Here is a 17,566-nt window from a genome sequence, read left to right on the forward strand (position 1 = left end):
CATGCGTGGCTGGCAGCGTTTGGCAAGCTGCGCGTCCGATTCGAGCGCCAAGTTGAGACGCACGTTGCCTTGCTCAGCCTGGCTTGTTGCGTCATCTGCCTGCGCACGCTGATTCGGTTTTGTTAGTTGCTCTTAGATCACGCGTTCGCGCCGGGTCCGCACCAGGCACAGGCGGGCATCGCTCAATTTCCGCAGATTTTCTCCGATCTCCCCGGCGGGATGTTCCGGGGGGAGCCTCCTGCCGTTTCCGGGCTGCTCAGCCCGTCGAGCCCCGATCGGGGCAGGGAGGTACGACACATGAGCACTGGTGCATCCGGTGGCGTTCAAGCCGCCTCGCACACGCTCTACATCACCGCCGGCGCTGGCACGCCTGCGGGGCACGGCCATCCGGTCGTTCTGCAGCCGCTGGCCTGAGCGGGGAGTGCGCCGATGCAGGCTCTGACCCTCGAGTCCGCGCTGGTCGACGCGGCAGCGCTGCTCGACCGGCTCGATCATCCGGTGTGGATCTTCGACATCGACCGCGGCCGGGTGCACTGGGCCAATGCCGAGGCGGTGCGGATGTGGCAGGCCGGCAGCCTCGAGGACCTGCGCGCCCGCGACATGGGCCGGACCATGTCGGTGGCGGTGGCGCGGCGGCTGCGCCAGTACCAGGCCGACTTCCAGGCCGGCGAGCGCTTCGGCGAGCAGTGGACGCTGTATCCGGCCGGCGTGCCGGTCACGCTGTGGGTCGACTTCAGCGGCTGGCGGCTCGACGACGGCCGCATGGCGATGCTGTGCGACGCCCGGCGTGCCGAGACGGCTGCGTCGCCGGACTCGCTGCGCAGCGTCGACGCGCTGCTGCACACCGAGGTGATGACCACGCTGTACAGCCGTGCCGGCCGTGCGCTCTACCGCAATCCAGCCTCGCGCGCCAGCGTGGTCGAGGGTGCGGAGCGGCTGTCGTCCCGGCTGGTCGACCGCGAGGACCTGCGTGATCTGGTCACCGCGCTGCAGGTCCGCGGCGAAGGCAAGATCATCGCGCGGGTGCGCACCGCGGCGGGCGAGCGCTGGCACGATCTGTCGGCGCGGCTGTGCAGCGATCCGGTGACCGGACGGCGCGCGCTGCTGATCACCGAGATCGACATCAGCGGCCTGAAGCAGGCCCAGGCCCAGGCGCAGTACCTCGCCGACCATGATCAGCTCACCGGCCTGCCCAACCGCAACCAGGTCATCAAGGACTTCTCGCTGACGCTGCGTGCCTGCCGGCTGCGTGGCGACGAGGCCGCGCTGATCTTCATCGACCTGGACCATTTCAAGCGGGTCAACGATTCGCTCGGCCATGCGGTCGGCGACGAGCTGCTGGTGCAGCTGGCACGGCGCCTGAACGATGCGCTCGAGCCGGGCGAGCGGGTGGCGCGGCTGGGGGGCGACGAGTTCCTGCTGCTGCTGCCGCACCGCGAGGCCGCCGCGCGGGCAGAGCGGCGTGCCGCCGGGCTGGTGACGCTGATCTCCCAGCCGGTGGTGCTGCCGCAGACCGAACTGCGGGTCACGCCTTCGATCGGCATCAGCGTCTTCCCGCACGACGGCGAGGACATCGACACGCTGATGCGCCACGCCGATCTGGCGATGTATGGCGCCAAGGCGGCCGGGCGCGGCAGCGCGATGCGCTTCCGTCCCGAGATGACCGCCTCGGCGCAGTCGCGCCTGGAGCTGGAGGTGGAGCTGCGCCGGGCGCTGGCGCAGGGGCAGATCAGCGTCCATTACCAGCCGCGGGTCGATGTGGCCAGCGGCCGCATCGTCGGTGCCGAGGCCCTGGTGCGCTGGCACCATCCCGAGCGCGGCATGGTCCCGCCGGATGTCTTCATCTCGGTCTGCGAGGACTGCGGCCTGATCTGCGAGCTGGGCGCGCTGGTGCTGGAGAAGGCCTGCGCGCAGCAGGTCGCCTGGGCGGCGGCCGGGCGCGAGCTGACCGTGTCGGTCAACCTGTCGCCGCGCCAGTTCTTCCACGCCGGCCTGATCGACGAGATCGACGCGATCCTGAAGCGCACCGGCTGCGATCCGCGCCGCATCGAGCTGGAGATCACCGAATCGGTGCTGCTCGGCCATGACGACCGCACGGTGGCGGCGCTGGAGGCGCTCGGCCGCATGGGCCTGCGCATCGCCATCGACGACTTCGGGACCGGCTACTCCAACCTGGCCTATCTGCACCGCTACCCGGTCGACACGCTGAAGATCGACCGATCCTTCATCCGCGCGCTCTCCGACCGGCCCGCGATCACCGAGATGATCGTCACCATGTGCCGCATGCTCGGGGTGACGATGGTGGCCGAGGGCGTCGAGCTGGCCAGGCAGCTCGACTGGCTGCGCGACCATGGCGTGCACGAGTATCAGGGCTGGCTGTTCGGGCCGGCGGTGCCGCCGGACGCGTTCGACAAGCGCTGGCCGATCCCCGCCCTCACAGCTGCGTGCGCAGTGCCCACAGCTCCGGGAACAGTTCCGTGTCCAGCATCCGGCGCAGGTAGCTGACGCCGCCGGTGCCGCCGGTGCCGCGCTTGAAGCCGATGACCCGCTCCACCGTGGTCAGGTGACGGAAGCGCCAGAGCCGGAAGGCGTCCTCCAGGTCGGTCAGCTCCTCGCCGAGCTGATAGAGATCCCAGTGGCGCTGGGGATCGCGGTAGACGGTGAGCCAGGCCTGCTCGACCGCGGCGTCGGGCGTGTAGGGCTGCGTCCAGTCGCGCTCCAGATGGCTGGCGGGCACCGCGATGCCGCGCCGCGCCAGCAGGCGCAGCGCCTCGTCGTACAGGCCGGGCGCCCGCCAGGCCGCCTCCACCGTGGCCAGCAGGTCCGGCCGATGCGCATGGGGCTGCAGCATCGCCGCGTTCTTGTTGCCCAGGCTGAACTCGATGCAGCGGTACTGCCAGCTCTGGAAGCCGCTCGAGTGGCCCAGATAGGGCCGGATCGCCGAGTACTCGGGCGGCGTCATCGTGGCCAGCACATCCCAGGCGTGCACCAGCTGCTCCATGATCTTCGAGACCCGCGCCAGCATCTTGAAGGCTGGCTGCAGCTGGTCCCGGGCGACTGCGCCCACCGCGGCGCCCAGCTCGTGCAGCATCAGCTTCATCCACAGCTCGGACGTCTGGTGCTGCACGATGAAGAGCAGCTCGTTGTGGTCGGGCGAGAGCGGCTTCTGCGCGTTCAGGATCCGGTCGAGCTGCAGATAGTCGCCGTAGCTCATGTCGCCCGAGAAGTCGAGCTGCGCGCCCTCGTCGCGCACGATGTGCTCGCCGCGCGGGGCGGCGTGGGGGCAGGTCATGGTCTGGTCTCCGTTCGGGGGGCAGGATGTCAGGTCACCGCGGACTTGCGGGTGAAGCGCTCCTCGCGCCACTCGCCGCGGGCCAGCACCTCGGCCAGCGCCTCGACCGCGTCGAAGACATCCTGGAAGCGGGTGTAGAGCGGCGTGAAGCCGAAGCGCAGCAGATGCGGCTCGGCGGCGCTGCCGTCGCCGGCGCGGTAGTCGCCGATCACGCCGCGCGCGATCAGCGCCTGCACCACCGCATAGCCGTCGACCGAGCCGTCGGCCGGCACGCCCAGCGAGACCTGGCTGCCGCGCCGCGCCGCGTCCAGCGGCGTGTGGATCGTCAGGCCGCTGCCGGCCAGATGCCGGCGCACCAGGGCGATGAACAGCTCGGACAGCGCCACCGACTTGGCGCGCAGCGCCGCCATGCCGCCCAGCGGTTCGGCCGCCAGCACGGTGTCGACGCCGCATTCGAGCGCCGACATGCCGATGACCTGCGGCGTTCCGCACAGATAGCGCCCGATGCCCGGCGCCGGCCGGTAGCCCGGCTCGAAGACGAAGGGCGCGGCATGGCCCATCCAGCCCGACAGCGGCTGCCAGAAGCGCTCGGCATGGCGCGGATGCGCCCAGCAGAAGGCCGGCGCGCCGGGGCCGCCGTTCAGGTACTTGTAGCCGCAGCCCACCGCGAAGTCGGCGTCGGCGCCGTTCAGGTCCACCGGCACCGCGCCGGCCGAGTGCGCCAGATCCCACAGCATCAGCGCGCCGGCGTCATGGGCCAGCGCGGTGACGGCCGCCATGTCGGCCATGCGACCGCTGCGGTAGTTCACCTGCGTGAGCATCAGCACCGCCACATCGGCGCCGGCCCCCGGCGCCAGCCGGGCCGGGATCGCGTCGATGTCGAGCAGCTCCAGCGTCATGCCGTGCTGCGCGGCCACCGACTCGGCGATGTAGAGGTCGGTCGGAAAGTTGCTGCGCTCCGAGACGATCACCCGGCGCGCCGCATCGTCGGCCTGCGCGATGCGGGCGGCCGCGCTCAGCACCTTGAAGAGGTTGACCGAGGTGGAGTCGGCCACCACCAGCTCGCCCGGCGCCGCGCCGACCAGCCGGCCGATCTTGTCGCCGACGCGGCGCGGCAGCTCGATCCAGCCGGCGCTGTTCCAGCTGCGGATCAGGCCCTGGCCCCATTCCCGGGTCACCACGTCGTGCACGCGTGCGGCGGTGGCACGCGGCAGCACGCCCAGCGAATTGCCGTCGAGGTAGTTCACGCCCGGCGGCAGCTCGAACTGCTCGCGCAGCGCGGCCAGCGGGTCGGCGGCATCCCGGGCGGCGCAGGCGGCGCGGCTCAGGTCCTGGGGGTCGAGAGCGGTCATGGATCGGATCTCCACGGAGTCGGGTTCAGAGGGTTCGCAGCACCGCGCGCACCGGCGAGGCGCAGGCGCCGGCCAGCTTCAGCGGCAGCGCGATCAGTTCGTAGTCGCCGGCCGGCACCGCATCGAGCACCAGGTTCTCCAGCACCCGCAGCTCGCGCTGGCGCAGCACCTGGTGCGCGTCGAGCGTCTTGCTGTCGCCGGGATCGACGCTGGGCGTGTCGATGCCGACCAGCCGCACGCCCTGATCGGCCAGCCAGGCCAGGGTCTCGGGTGCGCAGGCGCTGAAGTCCGGGTTCCATGCGGTGTCGGCGCGCTCGCAGGTGCGCAGCAGCACGCGCGGCGGCAGGTCCTGCGCGGCATGGCGCAGATGCTCGACGCGCACCAGCGGTCCGCAGCCGATCACATGGATCACCCGGCACGGGCCGAGGTAGGCGTGCAGGTCTACCGCATCGATCGAGGCGGCGCCGTCGGCGTAGTGCAGCGGCGCATCCGCATGCGCGCCCACATGCGGCGACATCGTCACCGCGCTCAGGTTGACCGGGCAGCCGGGGCCCAGCCGCGCGGTCCAGCGCAGTGCGTAGGGCTCGTCACCGGGAAAGATCGGCGCCGCCGCGCTGACCAGCGGCGAGATGTCGTGCAGGGTGGGCGGGTTCATGGCGGCGGCACGTTAAGGGCGTTCCGCAGGCCGTGGTGTCGGTTGTTTGCAACGGGGAGGGGAAATACGGGGTGGCGGGCGCGGCCTGCCATGACCGTCGTCGACATGACGGTGCTGTACGCCGTGGCCGTGGCGCTGCGGCAGATCCGCGCCCGCGGCTATGCCGACAAGTACCGCGATCGCGGCGAGCCGAGCCACCTGATCGGGGTGGAATTCGGCCGTGCTGTGCCGGGCGGAATGTGGGACGGATGGTGTGAACTGATCTGATGCACCACCTCGATGAAGTGGTGTAGTTTAGGTTTGAGATCGTCTCTAGTGCTGAGCGTGTGAACGGCTAGAGGGGTTTGCCGAGGTCGTGGTAACAGGCACCGGTGGCACAAAACGAACTTCCACACGGCGATTCTTGCCATCGCTGCTTGTGATGTGCGGCAACGGTTGTGAGTCACCATACCCGGCTACCACCACACGCCGGGCGGTGTCTGTGTCCAATGCTCCAATTAGCAGCTTGCGAGCTTCGCGTGCTCGTGCTGCGGATAGCGTGTAGTTGTCGTCATAGACAGTACAGAAGCGGCTGAAATCAGTGACAGGGTTTCCAACTGGCAGATTATCAGTGTGCCCTTCCACAAAAATCTGCCCCCCCTTGACTTCGGTCATGAAGGCGGCAATCTTTTGTTCGACACTGACGAACGCTGATTTCGCCTGTGGGGTGATGCAGGCACTCCCCCGGCCAAAGATGTTGTCACGCAACGTGATCTTGCCTGCTTCGATATCGAACGATGCAAAACCATCCGCACCTTGCTGCGTGATGGAGGTTTTTAGTTCTGTCATGATTCGCGCTACTACCTGCCGTTGTGACGCCGCACCTTGCTCCATTTCCTTTTTATGTTTGGCATCAGAAAACATCTTCTGTAGAACCGACATGACTAGCAGTAGCATCACTACCGCCATCACGCCAGCCATCAGGTCTGCGATGGAGACCCATTCGTTTGACTTTTCTTTCATTGTCAGAAGCCGCCACTAAATACGCGACTTGTTGCCGTCTCTGTTGTTGCTGACGGTACTGCCACTGATGCTTCGATATTGTTGTTCGATGCGGAATCCTTCGAGTTGATATTTTTTTTCCTGACGGAGTTTAAAGACAACTCTGTCTTCATCGCCGTTACGGTTGACAAGAGCTGATGCAGACTTCCAACCATTGCCCGTCGATCGTTGTCGGCGTCTGTGTTGGGGTTTGCTCCTGTCTTGAGCTGATGGGTCAAGTCATTGACGGCCAATGCTGTCTTGTCCGCGTTAATCTGAATGCGATTGACCAACTCGGAGATAGACTTGGCTGAAACTTCTGCGCTTTCGCTAATCGTCTTGTAGCGGTTGTCAAGTTGCACCATGCGACGACCGCTATCAGATACTGCCGCCAGCCCTGCAGTGATATCGTCACTGAGTTTCATCACGAGATTGGTCATTTCCGTGACTTGGGTGTTCAGCGTGTCACTGGTCAACAAGAATTCAGCGTGAGCCTTTTGCTGGATGTCCACTGATCCTTTAATGGATTTTTCGACCTGTCCCATGGTGTCCCCGACATTCCGAGACAACGTGTTCACAGCCACACTGATGTCGGTCGTGGCACCCGAAAGCTTCACGGCGATCTGTCCCATGTTCTCGCCGAAACTTTCGTTCATGTCCTGGATAGTGCGGCCGAGATCCTCCTTCATGATCGTCATGACCTCGGCTACGTTTTCCTTGAAAATTTGGATGGCAGACTGCAGATTGATTGCCGAATGCCCCATGTCGCTGGCGGCTGTCGCCATCTGCGATGCCGATTCCTGCATGGCGGATATATTGGATTGATTTGCCTCGACGAAACTCTCCAATGCAGCCTTAGTAGCTCGATTGCTGGACTCAATGGCAATTGACTGCTGTAGCTGATTTTCCATCAAAACCGAGGCGGATCGAATTTCTGCCTGGGTGGCCTGATGGCCGTCTAGACTGCGCTGCAGGAGCTGTTGGATTACATCGAAAGCGTTTTCCAGCGTCGATTTTGTTGCAAGACTGCTGGTTGCAATGGCTGAGGAAATGGCCTCAGATTTTTGAATCTGTGCGGTCAAAAGCGTCGATGCGTTGCGAAGACCCGCCTCGGTCGCCGCGTGTCCAGCTAGGCCGCGCTCTTGCAGTTGATGACTAACAGAAAAAGATTTGTCTAGTGCGCTGCATATTTCGATGCCAACACTTTGCAGACCTTGAAGCATCTGAGTATGGACTGTCTTCGCATCGTTCTGTTCTGCCTGCTTAGCCGCGTCGATGTCTTGCTTCATGCGCTTGATGCACCAGCGCAGGCGCCGCTCTTCATATCCATTGGCCGCCGACCATGATTTCAGCGCTAGAAAAGCCAAGATGCCCCAAGTCGATGTTTTAAACTTGGTGCCTAGCCCCTGCATCATGCCCATCAGGTTGACCATGGCGTCATCCATGCCTGAGCCCCCATTGGCCTCGACCAAAATGGTAGAAGCCTTGTTTAGTGCCAAACCCAACCCTAAGAATGTACCCAGCAATCCGATGATAAGCAGGATTCCGGGCATGATTTCCGCTATCTGCTCAGATTTGGTGGCCACGACATGGCAGATATCCGTGACTGAACCATGCCCGGCATCAAGATCATCCGATTTGTCGTTCTGATTACTTCCGGTCCAATGATTTTCCCATCGGGTTGGATTCGCATCACGGCGAACCATGAAAATGGTGACAAAAAGCGGACCGAAGATCAATAAACCGAAAGTGATCTGAATGGCATCGATCTGCGGGATGAGGAAAATTGCGGCATCGATAATCATGCGCCAACCTCGACTTCAACCAGTTGCGCGGCGCGAGCCTTGCTCGCCTTCTCGAAAATATTGGCGTAGTCCGTGATGAGACTGCGATCTTCCGGCGTCAGGTCTGTCCAGCGTTTGCCATTCTGTGCGCAGTCAATAATTATCATCCCCACACGGCTACCTTCGTCAGCAAGATATTCTTGACCGTCCGCCTCGAGTTCTTGGGCGGTTTTTTCCAGTGTCTGCAGAAAACCTTCTGCTGCATGGACATAGTTTCGTTGCTCTCGACACTTCTGGCCCAGTGATTCGAGCTTGGCTTTGTTTTTAGGCAGTAGCGTTATATACTCCTGCAGAATGGCGTCTTCCTCCGGCGGAAGTTCAGATAGCCGTTTCGTGACTTCCAGGCGTCGCTTCAGAACCTCATCCTTTGATAGCTTGGCATTGTATGCTTTCCATTCGCTCTCCATCTGCTGGAGATTTTGTCCCCAAGCCATTACCATTTCTTCAAATACGAATGGAATGAGTTTTTTGCCGAAACGCTGATATATAATATGGTCCAGCTTGATCGCATCAGCATTTGACAACTCAGGATTGGGTGCAAGTAAAGATGACCCGACCTGCAGCAGGAAAATATCATCTGCAGTGATTTCTTCGATGCTGGTTGCCGTCGCAAGAATTTTCTCAGTTCCCTTGAGCAACTTCTGGCTGGCTTGCAGACGCAGGTAGTGCTCAAAATCCTTGACCGTGTTCGACTCCATGATATCTGCGATGGCGGTTTGAACCATGGCGTAATCATTTATGAGTGCAGCCAAGTCAATCGAGTGACGATCGGCTTCCGGGACAACTGCGGCCGCCTTTTTCAAATCACGCTTACGTTGCTCGGCTTCTTCCATCTCGTCGGCAGACAGATAGGTTTCTTTGAGTTTTCTTGCGGTTTTGATAGCCCATTTGACGGCGTTATCTAGCTTCTTTGCAAGACTGCTATCTTCGAATTTCTCTATGAAATCAAGTGCCTTTTCGAAAGATAGGATGGCGATCTTCAACCACGGCCATGGAGCCACTGTTGCCGCCATTTTCAAATATGGGCGAACATGCTTCTCGATGAACGGGCGGACTTTTTTCCAGACTTCTTTTACCTCGCCCACAAAGCTTTCTGCTTTGTCTGCCATCCAGGTCACGGCATTTTTTGCAACATCCTTGGCTTTTTCCCAAACACTGCTGGCTACTGATGAAATGGCTGAGCCTACTGATGAAACTGCACTACTGACAGCACTGCTAACAGAGCTGCAAAAACTGGAAAACCAACCCATGATCGCTCCAAAAGTCGTTATTAATTCAATCCCAGCAGATTTTTTGCGGTCTGCGCATCCCGATTTGTTGTGGACTCATGTCCCGATGATGTAGCTACTTCGCGGTGTGCCAGCCTGATGTCCGCGATCGCAGAAGCGATATGCTCGAATTTCAGCTTGGCGTCCTCGCCTTGGGCGGCTATCACTGCTTTTGGCAGAGCTAGGCGCATCCCTGTTCTTATTTCTCGGCCAGACATACCAGCAGATGCTTCCGCGCATTGCTGTAGCATAAAATCTCGGTCTTCGCCAAGGGGGATTTCGTGCACCATCATCCGATCCCACAACTTGATCCTTGTCTCCATGTCAGGTAACTCGAATCGAACGTGATACCCGATACGACTGCGAAATGCTTCATCAAAATTTCGCGCAAAATTGGTCGCAAAAATGACGATGCCGTCAAAACGCTCTAACTCAATCAGCATGGTCGAGCGCATTGCATTGACCTCGTTGTCAACACCCTGTGTCACGGATGAAAGCCGTTTCCCAAGCAGGGTGTCGGCCTCATCAAAGAACAGTACTGCCCCGTTCTCGCGTGCTGCAGAAAATGCGGCCTGAATATTCTTTGCTGTTTCTCCCATGAATTTGCTTTCAAGCTCCGCGATACCAAGGGAGATGATTGTCATACCCAAGGTTCCTGCCAATGCTTGGGCGGTGAGTGTTTTTCCGGTTCCTGGTGCGCCAAAAAAGTTGAGTACAGCACTCATCCCCATCGGATCGACGGAGCGGAAATTCCAGTCTACATAAATTTTTCGGTGATACTTGAGTCGGGCTAGGCATTCATCAATTTGATTTCTTGTGGATTTTGGGAGAATGACGTGGGTATCTAGTGTTAAATTTGGTTGGTGGGCATCAAAATGACTTGGTGTTGCTGATTTGCTTGTTGTTTTTTCTTGTGATTTGTGCGTCGGGTGCGCCATTTGATTTATTTGGTTGAGTCTTAAGTGAATTAAATATTTTTATTGATTGGATGCCGCTATGCCAATCAACCCGCCTAAAATGGCTCCAAAAATAGCCCATCCTGTCCCGCCCACGCTCCCGATGGCGAAGCCAATACCGCCTGCTATCATGGCGGCAATGAGACGACCAAGTCCGATTTGTGAAAGCAGTACAATTCCAAAGAAGATGCCGATTACACCTAAAAATATTCCCATGATGACCCGGTGTTAGAAGTGAAAAAACTTGATAAGCGATTTTATGAAAATCACTCATTCGCTTGGGGCGTGTTATGAAATTGCTGGCGCCGCCAGCACTGCTGCGGCTTGGCTGTGTTGCACTTTAAGTTTGACGTCGCTAACCTTTCTGATTGACTGGTCAAGAGCGTTGCAATTAAGGTCTGAGACCGCCCACACCAATGAGAATTTGCGTTTTGGAGGGTGAGGTTTTGTGGTTAACGGCGTGCAAGGTAATTTTGCAGCTGCGCTTCTAATTCCTCCTGCCACCCCTCCGGACTCACGATCCGCACATTCGGCACCCAGTACCGCACGATCGGCAGGATCTGGTTCGGGTGGGCGACACGGGACGACACCAGCAGGCTGCCGTCCTCGAGATGGCGAACGGTCTCCTGGGCGGGCACGAGCTTGCGGCGCAGGAAATAGGGCGCGGCGTCGCGCGAGACCTTCAGGACCACCTCGGTCTTGGTCTCGTTGAGCCAGATGCCGTCCTCGGCGTCGAGCCGCGCGTTCTGCGCCGGATCGAGCTCGAAGCGCTCGGGCGAGACCAGCAGCGCGCTGATCCGGCCGAAGGCGAAGCTCTTGAGCGTGCTGCCGTCGAGCGCCATCAGGTACCAGATGCCGGTGTGGTTGACCAGCCGGTAGGGGTGCAGCGCCTCGTAGGTCTTCTCGCCCTCGGGCTTGCGGTAGCGAAAGCCGATGAGCTGGCGCTCGCGGGCGGCCGCCTCGATCTGCCGGAAGCGCTGCTGCTGTTCGGTGTCGAGCGCCTCGTGGTTGTGGCCGCGCACCTGCAGCACCGACTCCAGCCGGCTGTCGAGCAGTTCGCGCACGAAGGCGTCGTCGAAGACCGGGTAGAGGCCGCTCAGGCCGGTGAGGGCTGCAAACCGCTCCAGATCGGTCAGCGTCAGCTTGCCGAAGTACTGCGGCGCCATCCGGTAGCCGCCGTCCTCGGTGCGATCGATCAGGTCGCCCAGCTGGCCGAGGCGCTGGGACAGATCGCGCTGGATGGTGCGCCGGCTCACGGCGAACTCCTCCGCGAGATCGGCCGGATGCAGCGTGTGACCCTGGTTGAGCTTGAAAAGGATGCGCGTCAGCCGGTCGGCCAGCGTGTCGCAGTCGGCACTACTTCTTGTCATGAAGTCGGATCGTTGACAGTCGATCGGACGGCTGATGCTTGTTCTTGTTTGCCTATCAGCCGGGTGTTGTTGTTTGTTTTCTCAGGATCAAGAGAGTAGGGTGCGAGGTAAAAGACCCCGCACTTTCGGGTGGGGCTGGCTGTGAAGTTTTTCTGGTTCTGCGCGGTTTTCCTGGGTGAGCGTGGCATCGGCACCATGGGTCAGCCGGGCCACGGCCAGCAGCAGCAGGTAGAGCAGCGTCAGGAGGAACATCAGTGATTTCATGACGCGCAAGCCTAGACACCGCCCGCGACAGGTGGTGTCGCGGTCGCTCTGGAAATGAACGATCTGGAAGGCGTGGCGGCCAGCGCGGGAAGACCGCGCCGCGCGCTCGCGCGTCAGTAGCTCCGCCCGCCCCGGTACAGCGCGTGCTGCCGGCGTGCCAGCGGCGTGGCCTGGGCCAGCGCGGCGAAGCTGCGGCTGGCGTGGGCGTGCGTGATGGCGATGCCCAGCGCGTCGGCGGCGTCCTTGCCGGGCTGGCCGGGCAGCTTGAGCAGGTGCTGCACCATCGCCTGGATCTGCGCCTTGGCGGCGCCGCCGTGGCCGGTGACGGCCTGCTTCATCTGCACCGCGGTGTATTCGCCCACCGGCAGCGGCGGGCTGCCTGCCACCAGCGCGGCCAGCGCCGCGCCGCGCGCCTGCCCGAGCAGCAGCGTGCTCTGCGGGTTGACGTTGACGAAGACGATCTCGAGCGCGGCCGCGTCGGGCTGGTAGGTCGAGACGACCTCGCGCACGCCGTCGAAGATCAGCCGGATGCGCGCGGGCAGGTCGCCGCGCGGCGCCTCGGCGGTGCGGATGGTGCCGCTGGCGACATAGCTCAGCTGCGGCCCGTCGACATCGATCAGGCCGAAGCCGGTGATCTGCAGGCCGGGGTCGATGCCGAGAATGCGCATGGCGGGCCTGCGGGCCGGCGTCGTCGTGGCGCTCAGTGGCGGAAGTGGCGCGTGCCGGTGAAGACCATCGCGATGCCGCGCTCGTTCGCGGCGTCGATGACTTCCTGGTCGCGCATCGAGCCGCCCGGATGGATCACGCAGGTGGCGCCGGCGTCGACGACCACGTCCAGACCGTCACGGAACGGGAAGAAGGCGTCGCTGGCCACGGCCGTGCCGTCCAGGCTCAGGCCGGCCGCCTTCGCCTTGATCGAGGCGATGCGGGCGGAATCCAGGCGGCTCATCTGGCCGGCGCCGACGCCGTAGGTCATGCCGTCCTTGCAGAAGACGATCGCGTTGCTCTTGACGAAGCGGCCGACCTTCCAGGCGAACAGCAGGTCCTGCATCTGCTGCTCGGTCGGCGCCAGCTTCGTCACCACCTTGATCTCGCCGACGATGTCGACGTTGTCGGCCGACTGCAGCAGCATGCCGCCGCCGACGCGCTTGAAGTCGAGCGCGTTCACGGCCTGGCTCACCGGCACTTCCAGCAGGCGCACATTGACCTTGCTGGCGTAGGCGGCGCGGGCGGCCGGCGTGATGACCGGCGCGATCGCCACTTCGACGAAGTGCTTGTTGGCGTTGATCTTCTCGACCACGTCGGCGTCGAGCGGGCGGTTGAAGGCGATGATGCCGCCGAAGGCCGAGGTCGGGTCGGTCTTCAGCGCCTTCTCGTAGGCTTCCAGCAGGGTCGCGCCCACGGCCACGCCGCAGGGGTTGGCGTGCTTGACGATCACGCAGGCCGGCACGTCGAAGGCCTTCACGCATTCCCACGCCGCGTCGGCGTCGGCGATGTTGTTGAAGCTCAGCTCCTTGCCCTGGATCTGCGTCCAGCCGGCCAGCAGGCCGTCAGCGACCTTCGCTTCCTTGTAGAACGCCGCCGACTGGTGCGGGTTCTCGCCGTAGCGCATGCCCTGCACCTTGTGCAGCTGCAGGTTGAAGACGCTCGGGTATTCCTCGCGCGCGGGCACATCGGCGGTCTTGTCTTCCGCGCCGGCTTCCAGCGAGGTCAGGTAGTTGCTGATCATGCCGTCATAGGCGGCGGTGTGCGAGAACACCTTCTTGGCGAAGCCGAACTTGGTCTTGCGGGTCAGGCCTTCGCCGTCGAGCTCGGCCAGCACCTGGGCGTAGTCGCTCGGGTCGATGACCACCGCCACGTCCTGCCAGTTCTTGGCCGCCGCGCGCAGCATCGCCGGGCCGCCGATGTCGATGTTCTCGATCGCGTCTTCCAGCGTGCAGTCGGCCTTGGCCGTGGCCTGCGCGAAGGGGTAGAGGTTGATGATCAGCAGGTCGATCGTGTCGATGCCGTGCTCTTTCAGCGCGGCCATGTGCTCGGGGACGTCGCGGCGGGCCAGCAGGCCGCCGTGCACGCGCGGGTGCAGCGTCTTGACGCGGCCGTCGAGCATCTCGGGGAAGCCGGTGATCTCGCTCACTTCGGTGACCGGCAGGTCGTTCTGGGCCAGCAGCTTGGCGGTGCCGCCGGTGGAGAGCAGGCGGATGCCGCGCGCGTGCAGCGCCTGGGCGAATTCGACGATGCCGGTCTTGTCGGAGACGGAAAGGAGGGCGGTGGTCATGGTGGGATGACGATCGGTGGGGAATCGGGAAGGGGCAGGGGCGGCCGGGCGGATCAGTCGATCAGCCGGTGCTCGACCAGCTTGCGGCGCAGCGTGTTGCGGTTGATGCCGAGCCATTCGGCGGCGCGACTCTGGTTGCCATCGGCGCGTGCCATCACCACATCGAGCAGCGGGCGCTCGACCGCCTTGATGACCATGTCGTACAGGCCGTGCGGCGTGGTGCCGTCGAGGTCGTCGAAATAGGTGCCGAGGGTGCTGCGGATCGACTGGTCGATCGGGCTGCCGGAGGGCGGGGCGTCGGCGGTCTCGTCCACCAGGTCGGCCGGCAGGGAGGTCAGGGCGCTGATGCTCATGTCGTTCATGGATGTCATGCCGCCAGGGCGTCGACGGGTTCTGCGGGAAGCGGGGCGGCCTCGGGCCAGAGCGGATGCGCGCCGGCGAGTTCGCCCAGGAAGTCATGCACCGCGCGGGACTGCTCGGCGGTGGTCTCGATCCGGTTCATGCGGCGGCGGAAGTCCTCGCCGCCCGGCAGGGCATGCACCGCCCAGCCGATGTGCTTGCGTGCGGTGCGCACGCCGGCCAGCTCGCCGTAGAGGCCGTAGTGGTCCTCGAGGTGTTCGAGCAGCCACTCGCGCACCTGCAGCGTGGCCGGCGGCGCGGCGTGCTCGCCGGTGGCCAGGAAATGCGCGATCTCCTGGAAGATCCACGGTCGCCCCTGCGCGGCACGGCCGATCATGATCGCGTCGGCGCCGGTGGCTGCCAGCACGTCGCGGGCCTTTTCCGGGCGGTCGATGTCGCCGTTGGCGCACACCGGAATCGACAGCGCCGCCTTGACCGCGGCGATCGTCTCGTACTCGGCCCGGCCGCTGTAGCCCTGCTCGCGGGTGCGGCCGTGCACCGTGACCATCGCGACGCCACGCGCCTCGGCACCGCGCGCGATCGTCACCGCATTGCGGGCCTGCTGGCACCAGCCGGTGCGCATCTTCAAGGTCACCGGTACGCCGTGCGGCGCGCTGGCCTCGACCACCGCCGCGACGATGTCCAGCGCCAGCGCCTCGTCCTGCATCAGCGCCGAGCCGGCCCACTTGTTGCAGACCTTCTTGGCCGGGCAGCCCATGTTGATGTCGATGATCTGCGCGCCGCGATCGATGTTGTAGCGCGCAGCCTCGGCCATCATCTCGGCGTCGGTGCCGGCGATCTGCACCGCGATCGGCGCGGACTCGCCGTCGTGGTTCAGCCGGCGCGAGGTCTTCAGGCTGTCGCGCAGATCGGCGCGCGAAGTCACCATCTCGCTGACGGCATGGCCTGCGCCCAGCCGCTTGCACAGCTGGCGGAAAGGCCGGTCGGTCACGCCGGCCATCGGCGCGACGAACAGGCGATTGGGCAACTCGTGGGGACCGATGCGCATCGGGAAAGACAGGGAAGGAATCGGGGCCGGACGTGAGGCACGAAGGCGTGCGAGGCCGGAAACTGCTGAAAAAGGAGGCAGAGTATAGCGGGGCGGCCGCCCGGCCCGGCCGTGCCGGGGCGGCCGGGCTCGCGCAGAATCCGGGCCATGGAAATCTGGATCGAGTCCCTGCTGGCCGCACTGGCCCTGCCGAAGTTCGGGCTGAGCACCGTCTTCATCGTCTCGCTGATCTCGGCCACGCTGCTGCCGCTGGGCTCGGAGCCGGCGGTCTTCGGGCTGGTCAAGCTCGACCCGACGCTGTTCTGGCCTGCGGTGGGCGTGGCCACCGTCGGCAACACGCTCGGCGGGGCGATTTCCTGGTGGATGGGCTTCGGCGCCGAGAAGGCCTGGGAGCAGGTCGCGCACCGGCCCGCCACCGAGCACCGCGCGCTGGCGATGCTGCGCCGCTTCGGCCCGAAGGCCTGCCTGCTGAGCTGGCTGCCGGGCGTGGGCGATCCGCTGTGTGCGGTCGCCGGCTGGCTGCGCCTGCCTTTCTGGCCCTGCGTCTTCTACATGGCGATCGGCAAGTTCGGCCGCTATCTGGTGATGACGGCGGCGCTGCTGTGGGTGTTTCCGGGGCAGTTCACGCCCTGAGATCCTCGGGCGTGTTGGCGTTGAAGAAGGCGCGGTCGTCCTCGAACAGCACGTTCGCGCAGCGGTGCTGGCCGGTCCAGCGGTCGATGCGGCGCTGCCCGCCGGCCATGAAGGCCACCAGGCTGTCCATCAGCGAGGCCCGCATCAGGCAGAAGACCGGATGCGGCTGCTCGCGCCCGTCGGCCTCGCGGGTCACCGCCATCGCCAGATCGGCCTGCTGCGCATGCATCGCCTCGGCCAGCCGCGCCACCAGGTCGAGCGGAAAGCGCGGCGAGTCGCACGGCACCGTCATCAGGTAGGGCGTCTCGCAGCGCTCCAGCCCGGCCAGGAAGCCGGCCAGCGGGCCGGGAAAGTCGCTGTCGGCATCCGGCCAGACCGGCACGCCGAAGGATTCGTAGGCGCCCAGGTTGCGGTTGGCATTGACCATCACGCTGCCGACCTGCGGCTGCAGCCGCATCAGCGCGTGCAGCGCCAGCGGCAGGCCCTGGTAGTTCTGCAGCCCCTTGTCGACGCCGCCCATGCGGCTGCCGCGCCCGCCGGCCAGGATCAGGCCGGTGATGTCCTGCGGATCGATCATCGTGCCGGCTCCCTTCACAGTTCCAGCAGGTCGAAGCCCTGGGCCTCGACCTGCACGAAGGCGCGCGTCATCGCGCCGACATGGCGCCACAGCAGCGCCTGCGGATGGGCCTCGACCACGTCGCACAGGCGCTCGACCCAGGTCTGCACATGGGCGCGGAAGAAGCGGCGCTGCTGCTCGAGGTTGCACACCGCGATGTCGTCGCCGGCGATCAGGAAGCGCATCACCTCGAAGACGCCGGCGATGTGGTCCTCGGTCTCGCCGCGCGTCTCGTCGCGGGCCAGGCCGAGCGCGGCCAGGTCGCCGCGCAGCGCCGCCAGCGGCTTCTCGTTGAGGAAGCCCGCCAGGTAGAAGGAGCCGTAGACAAACACCTCCGGCTTGCCGACGCCGCCGAACAGCGCGTCGAACTCGGCGGCGGCGGCCTGCGGCGTGGTCGCGCGCATCGCGGCCACCAGCGCCTGCCACGGCGCCTCCAGGAAGCCGCCGGCCTCGGGCGCCTCGGTGACGGCGACGCGGAACTGCTGCAGCAGCGCCGCATCCGGCGGCGCGAACCACAGCCGGGCCAGCAGGCCGTACAGCTCGGCGCGGGCCAGTTCCTCGGCGTCGTCGGCGCTGGCGAAGCTCAGCGCGCGGATCTCGTGGGCTTTCATGG

General features: G+C 64.0%; 18 protein-coding genes and 1 pseudogene. 4 read left to right on the top strand and 15 right to left on the bottom strand.

The genetic code is table 11. From position 1 onward, the window contains the following. Both HZU84_RS09860 and HZU84_RS09865 read left to right on the top strand, forming a co-directional pair. Window positions 1-126, top strand: a pseudogene (locus tag HZU84_RS09860) (IS5/IS1182 family transposase); the annotation flags it as partial. Window positions 127-429: 303 nt separating this feature from the next. After that, the gene (locus tag HZU84_RS09865) at window positions 430-2,505 is read left to right on the top strand and encodes a putative bifunctional diguanylate cyclase/phosphodiesterase (protein WP_149504553.1); all 2,076 of its coding nucleotides are present in this window, start codon (window positions 430-432) and stop codon (window positions 2,503-2,505) included. Here HZU84_RS09865 and kynA read toward each other — a convergent pair. The 3 genes from kynA to kynB are packed head-to-tail and all read right to left on the bottom strand — an operon-like array spanning window position 2,435 to window position 5,299. Continuing rightward, window positions 2,435-3,292: a tryptophan 2,3-dioxygenase gene (kynA, locus tag HZU84_RS09870; RefSeq protein ID WP_149504552.1), complete on the bottom strand. Its 858-nt coding sequence runs from the start codon at window positions 3,290-3,292 to the stop codon at window positions 2,435-2,437. The two genes, HZU84_RS09865 and kynA, sit on opposite strands and share 71 nt — an antisense overlap. A gap of 29 nt (window positions 3,293-3,321) precedes the next feature. Then, window positions 3,322-4,644 (bottom strand): kynureninase, encoded by a 1,323-nt coding sequence (gene kynU / locus HZU84_RS09875; protein WP_149504551.1) that lies wholly within the window; start codon window positions 4,642-4,644, stop codon window positions 3,322-3,324. A gap of 25 nt (window positions 4,645-4,669) precedes the next feature. Next, window positions 4,670-5,299 carry an arylformamidase gene (gene kynB / locus HZU84_RS09880; RefSeq protein WP_149504550.1) on the bottom strand — a complete coding sequence of 210 codons (630 nt, stop codon included), beginning with the start codon at window positions 5,297-5,299 and terminating at the stop codon, window positions 4,670-4,672. A 90-nt stretch (window positions 5,300-5,389) separates the two neighbouring features. On the opposite strand from kynB, the gene HZU84_RS09885 reads away from it, so the two are divergent. Next, window positions 5,390-5,566, top strand: coding sequence for a hypothetical protein (locus tag HZU84_RS09885; protein WP_180692879.1), 177 nt, complete (start codon window positions 5,390-5,392; stop codon window positions 5,564-5,566). A 45-nt stretch (window positions 5,567-5,611) separates the two neighbouring features. Here HZU84_RS09885 and HZU84_RS09890 read toward each other — a convergent pair whose 3' ends face one another. The 10 genes from HZU84_RS09890 to dusB all read right to left on the bottom strand — a co-directional run bounded on the left by HZU84_RS09890 (window position 5,612) and on the right by dusB (window position 15,704). Next, on the bottom strand, window positions 5,612-6,301 hold the full coding sequence (locus HZU84_RS09890) for an OmpA/MotB family protein (RefSeq protein WP_149504549.1): 690 nt from the start codon (window positions 6,299-6,301) through the stop codon (window positions 5,612-5,614). Window positions 6,302-6,303: 2 nt separating this feature from the next. Next, window positions 6,304-8,124, bottom strand: coding sequence for a methyl-accepting chemotaxis protein (locus HZU84_RS09895; protein ID WP_149504548.1), 1,821 nt, complete (start codon window positions 8,122-8,124; stop codon window positions 6,304-6,306). Further along, window positions 8,121-9,413: a hypothetical protein gene (locus HZU84_RS09900; RefSeq protein ID WP_149504547.1), complete on the bottom strand. Its 1,293-nt coding sequence runs from the start codon at window positions 9,411-9,413 to the stop codon at window positions 8,121-8,123. Before HZU84_RS09900 ends, HZU84_RS09895 begins: the two co-directional genes overlap by 4 nt. Before the next feature lie 20 nt (window positions 9,414-9,433). Continuing rightward, window positions 9,434-10,369 carry an ATP-binding protein gene (locus HZU84_RS09905; RefSeq protein WP_149504546.1) on the bottom strand — a complete coding sequence of 312 codons (936 nt, stop codon included), beginning with the start codon at window positions 10,367-10,369 and terminating at the stop codon, window positions 9,434-9,436. Between the two features lie 470 nt (window positions 10,370-10,839). After that, entirely contained in the window at window positions 10,840-11,757 is a 918-nt protein-coding gene (locus tag HZU84_RS09910; protein WP_149504545.1) for a helix-turn-helix transcriptional regulator, read from the bottom strand. An 87-nt stretch (window positions 11,758-11,844) separates the two neighbouring features. Next, on the bottom strand, window positions 11,845-12,021 hold the full coding sequence (locus HZU84_RS09915; RefSeq protein ID WP_180692880.1) for a hypothetical protein: 177 nt from the start codon (window positions 12,019-12,021) through the stop codon (window positions 11,845-11,847). A gap of 113 nt (window positions 12,022-12,134) precedes the next feature. Beyond that, complete coding sequence (ruvC, locus tag HZU84_RS09920; protein WP_149504544.1) at window positions 12,135-12,689, bottom strand: crossover junction endodeoxyribonuclease RuvC; 555 nt, start codon at window positions 12,687-12,689, stop codon at window positions 12,135-12,137. A gap of 32 nt (window positions 12,690-12,721) precedes the next feature. Next, on the bottom strand, window positions 12,722-14,296 hold the full coding sequence (gene purH, locus HZU84_RS09925; RefSeq protein ID WP_149504543.1) for a bifunctional phosphoribosylaminoimidazolecarboxamide formyltransferase/IMP cyclohydrolase: 1,575 nt from the start codon (window positions 14,294-14,296) through the stop codon (window positions 12,722-12,724). A 53-nt stretch (window positions 14,297-14,349) separates the two neighbouring features. After that, window positions 14,350-14,571: a helix-turn-helix domain-containing protein gene (locus HZU84_RS09930; protein ID WP_037480358.1), complete on the bottom strand. Its 222-nt coding sequence runs from the start codon at window positions 14,569-14,571 to the stop codon at window positions 14,350-14,352. Between the two features lie 92 nt (window positions 14,572-14,663). After that, window positions 14,664-15,704, bottom strand: a complete 1,041-nt coding sequence (gene dusB, locus HZU84_RS09935) for a tRNA dihydrouridine synthase DusB (protein ID WP_149504541.1) — start codon at window positions 15,702-15,704, stop codon at window positions 14,664-14,666. A gap of 147 nt (window positions 15,705-15,851) precedes the next feature. Between dusB and HZU84_RS09940 the strand changes: the two genes are divergently transcribed. Beyond that, the gene (locus HZU84_RS09940) at window positions 15,852-16,337 is read left to right on the top strand and encodes a YqaA family protein (protein WP_149504540.1); all 486 of its coding nucleotides are present in this window, start codon (window positions 15,852-15,854) and stop codon (window positions 16,335-16,337) included. On the opposite strand, the gene mobA is transcribed toward HZU84_RS09940, so the two are convergent. Together mobA and HZU84_RS09950 are read right to left on the bottom strand one after the other, a co-directional pair. Beyond that, window positions 16,327-16,914: a molybdenum cofactor guanylyltransferase MobA gene (gene mobA, locus HZU84_RS09945; protein WP_149504539.1), complete on the bottom strand. Its 588-nt coding sequence runs from the start codon at window positions 16,912-16,914 to the stop codon at window positions 16,327-16,329. The genes HZU84_RS09940 and mobA overlap by 11 nt on opposite strands. Window positions 16,915-16,928: 14 nt before the next feature. Then, on the bottom strand, window positions 16,929-17,564 hold the full coding sequence (locus tag HZU84_RS09950; RefSeq protein ID WP_149504538.1) for a TorD/DmsD family molecular chaperone: 636 nt from the start codon (window positions 17,562-17,564) through the stop codon (window positions 16,929-16,931). Window positions 17,565-17,566 lie beyond the last annotated feature (2 nt).

The sequence above is a fragment of the Sphaerotilus sulfidivorans genome, from assembly GCF_013426975.1.
GTDB lineage: Bacteria > Pseudomonadota > Gammaproteobacteria > Burkholderiales > Burkholderiaceae_C > Sphaerotilus > Sphaerotilus sulfidivorans.

Coding starts and splice junctions, on each gene's coding strand:
- HZU84_RS09865 (WP_149504553.1), top strand. CDS start 430: ATGCAGGCTCTGACCCTCGAGTCCGCGCTGGTCGACGCGGCAGCGCTG.
- kynA (WP_149504552.1), bottom strand. CDS start 3,292: ATGACCTGCCCCCACGCCGCCCCGCGCGGCGAGCACATCGTGCGCGAC.
- kynU (WP_149504551.1), bottom strand. CDS start 4,644: ATGACCGCTCTCGACCCCCAGGACCTGAGCCGCGCCGCCTGCGCCGCC.
- kynB (WP_149504550.1), bottom strand. CDS start 5,299: ATGAACCCGCCCACCCTGCACGACATCTCGCCGCTGGTCAGCGCGGCG.
- HZU84_RS09885 (WP_180692879.1), top strand. CDS start 5,390: ATGACCGTCGTCGACATGACGGTGCTGTACGCCGTGGCCGTGGCGCTG.
- HZU84_RS09890 (WP_149504549.1), bottom strand. CDS start 6,301: ATGAAAGAAAAGTCAAACGAATGGGTCTCCATCGCAGACCTGATGGCT.
- HZU84_RS09895 (WP_149504548.1), bottom strand. CDS start 8,124: ATGATTATCGATGCCGCAATTTTCCTCATCCCGCAGATCGATGCCATT.
- HZU84_RS09900 (WP_149504547.1), bottom strand. CDS start 9,413: ATGGGTTGGTTTTCCAGTTTTTGCAGCTCTGTTAGCAGTGCTGTCAGT.
- HZU84_RS09905 (WP_149504546.1), bottom strand. CDS start 10,369: ATGGCGCACCCGACGCACAAATCACAAGAAAAAACAACAAGCAAATCA.
- HZU84_RS09910 (WP_149504545.1), bottom strand. CDS start 11,757: ATGACAAGAAGTAGTGCCGACTGCGACACGCTGGCCGACCGGCTGACG.
- HZU84_RS09915 (WP_180692880.1), bottom strand. CDS start 12,021: ATGAAATCACTGATGTTCCTCCTGACGCTGCTCTACCTGCTGCTGCTG.
- ruvC (WP_149504544.1), bottom strand. CDS start 12,689: ATGCGCATTCTCGGCATCGACCCCGGCCTGCAGATCACCGGCTTCGGC.
- purH (WP_149504543.1), bottom strand. CDS start 14,296: ATGACCACCGCCCTCCTTTCCGTCTCCGACAAGACCGGCATCGTCGAA.
- dusB (WP_149504541.1), bottom strand. CDS start 15,704: ATGCGCATCGGTCCCCACGAGTTGCCCAATCGCCTGTTCGTCGCGCCG.
- HZU84_RS09940 (WP_149504540.1), top strand. CDS start 15,852: ATGGAAATCTGGATCGAGTCCCTGCTGGCCGCACTGGCCCTGCCGAAG.
- mobA (WP_149504539.1), bottom strand. CDS start 16,914: ATGATCGATCCGCAGGACATCACCGGCCTGATCCTGGCCGGCGGGCGC.
- HZU84_RS09950 (WP_149504538.1), bottom strand. CDS start 17,564: ATGAAAGCCCACGAGATCCGCGCGCTGAGCTTCGCCAGCGCCGACGAC.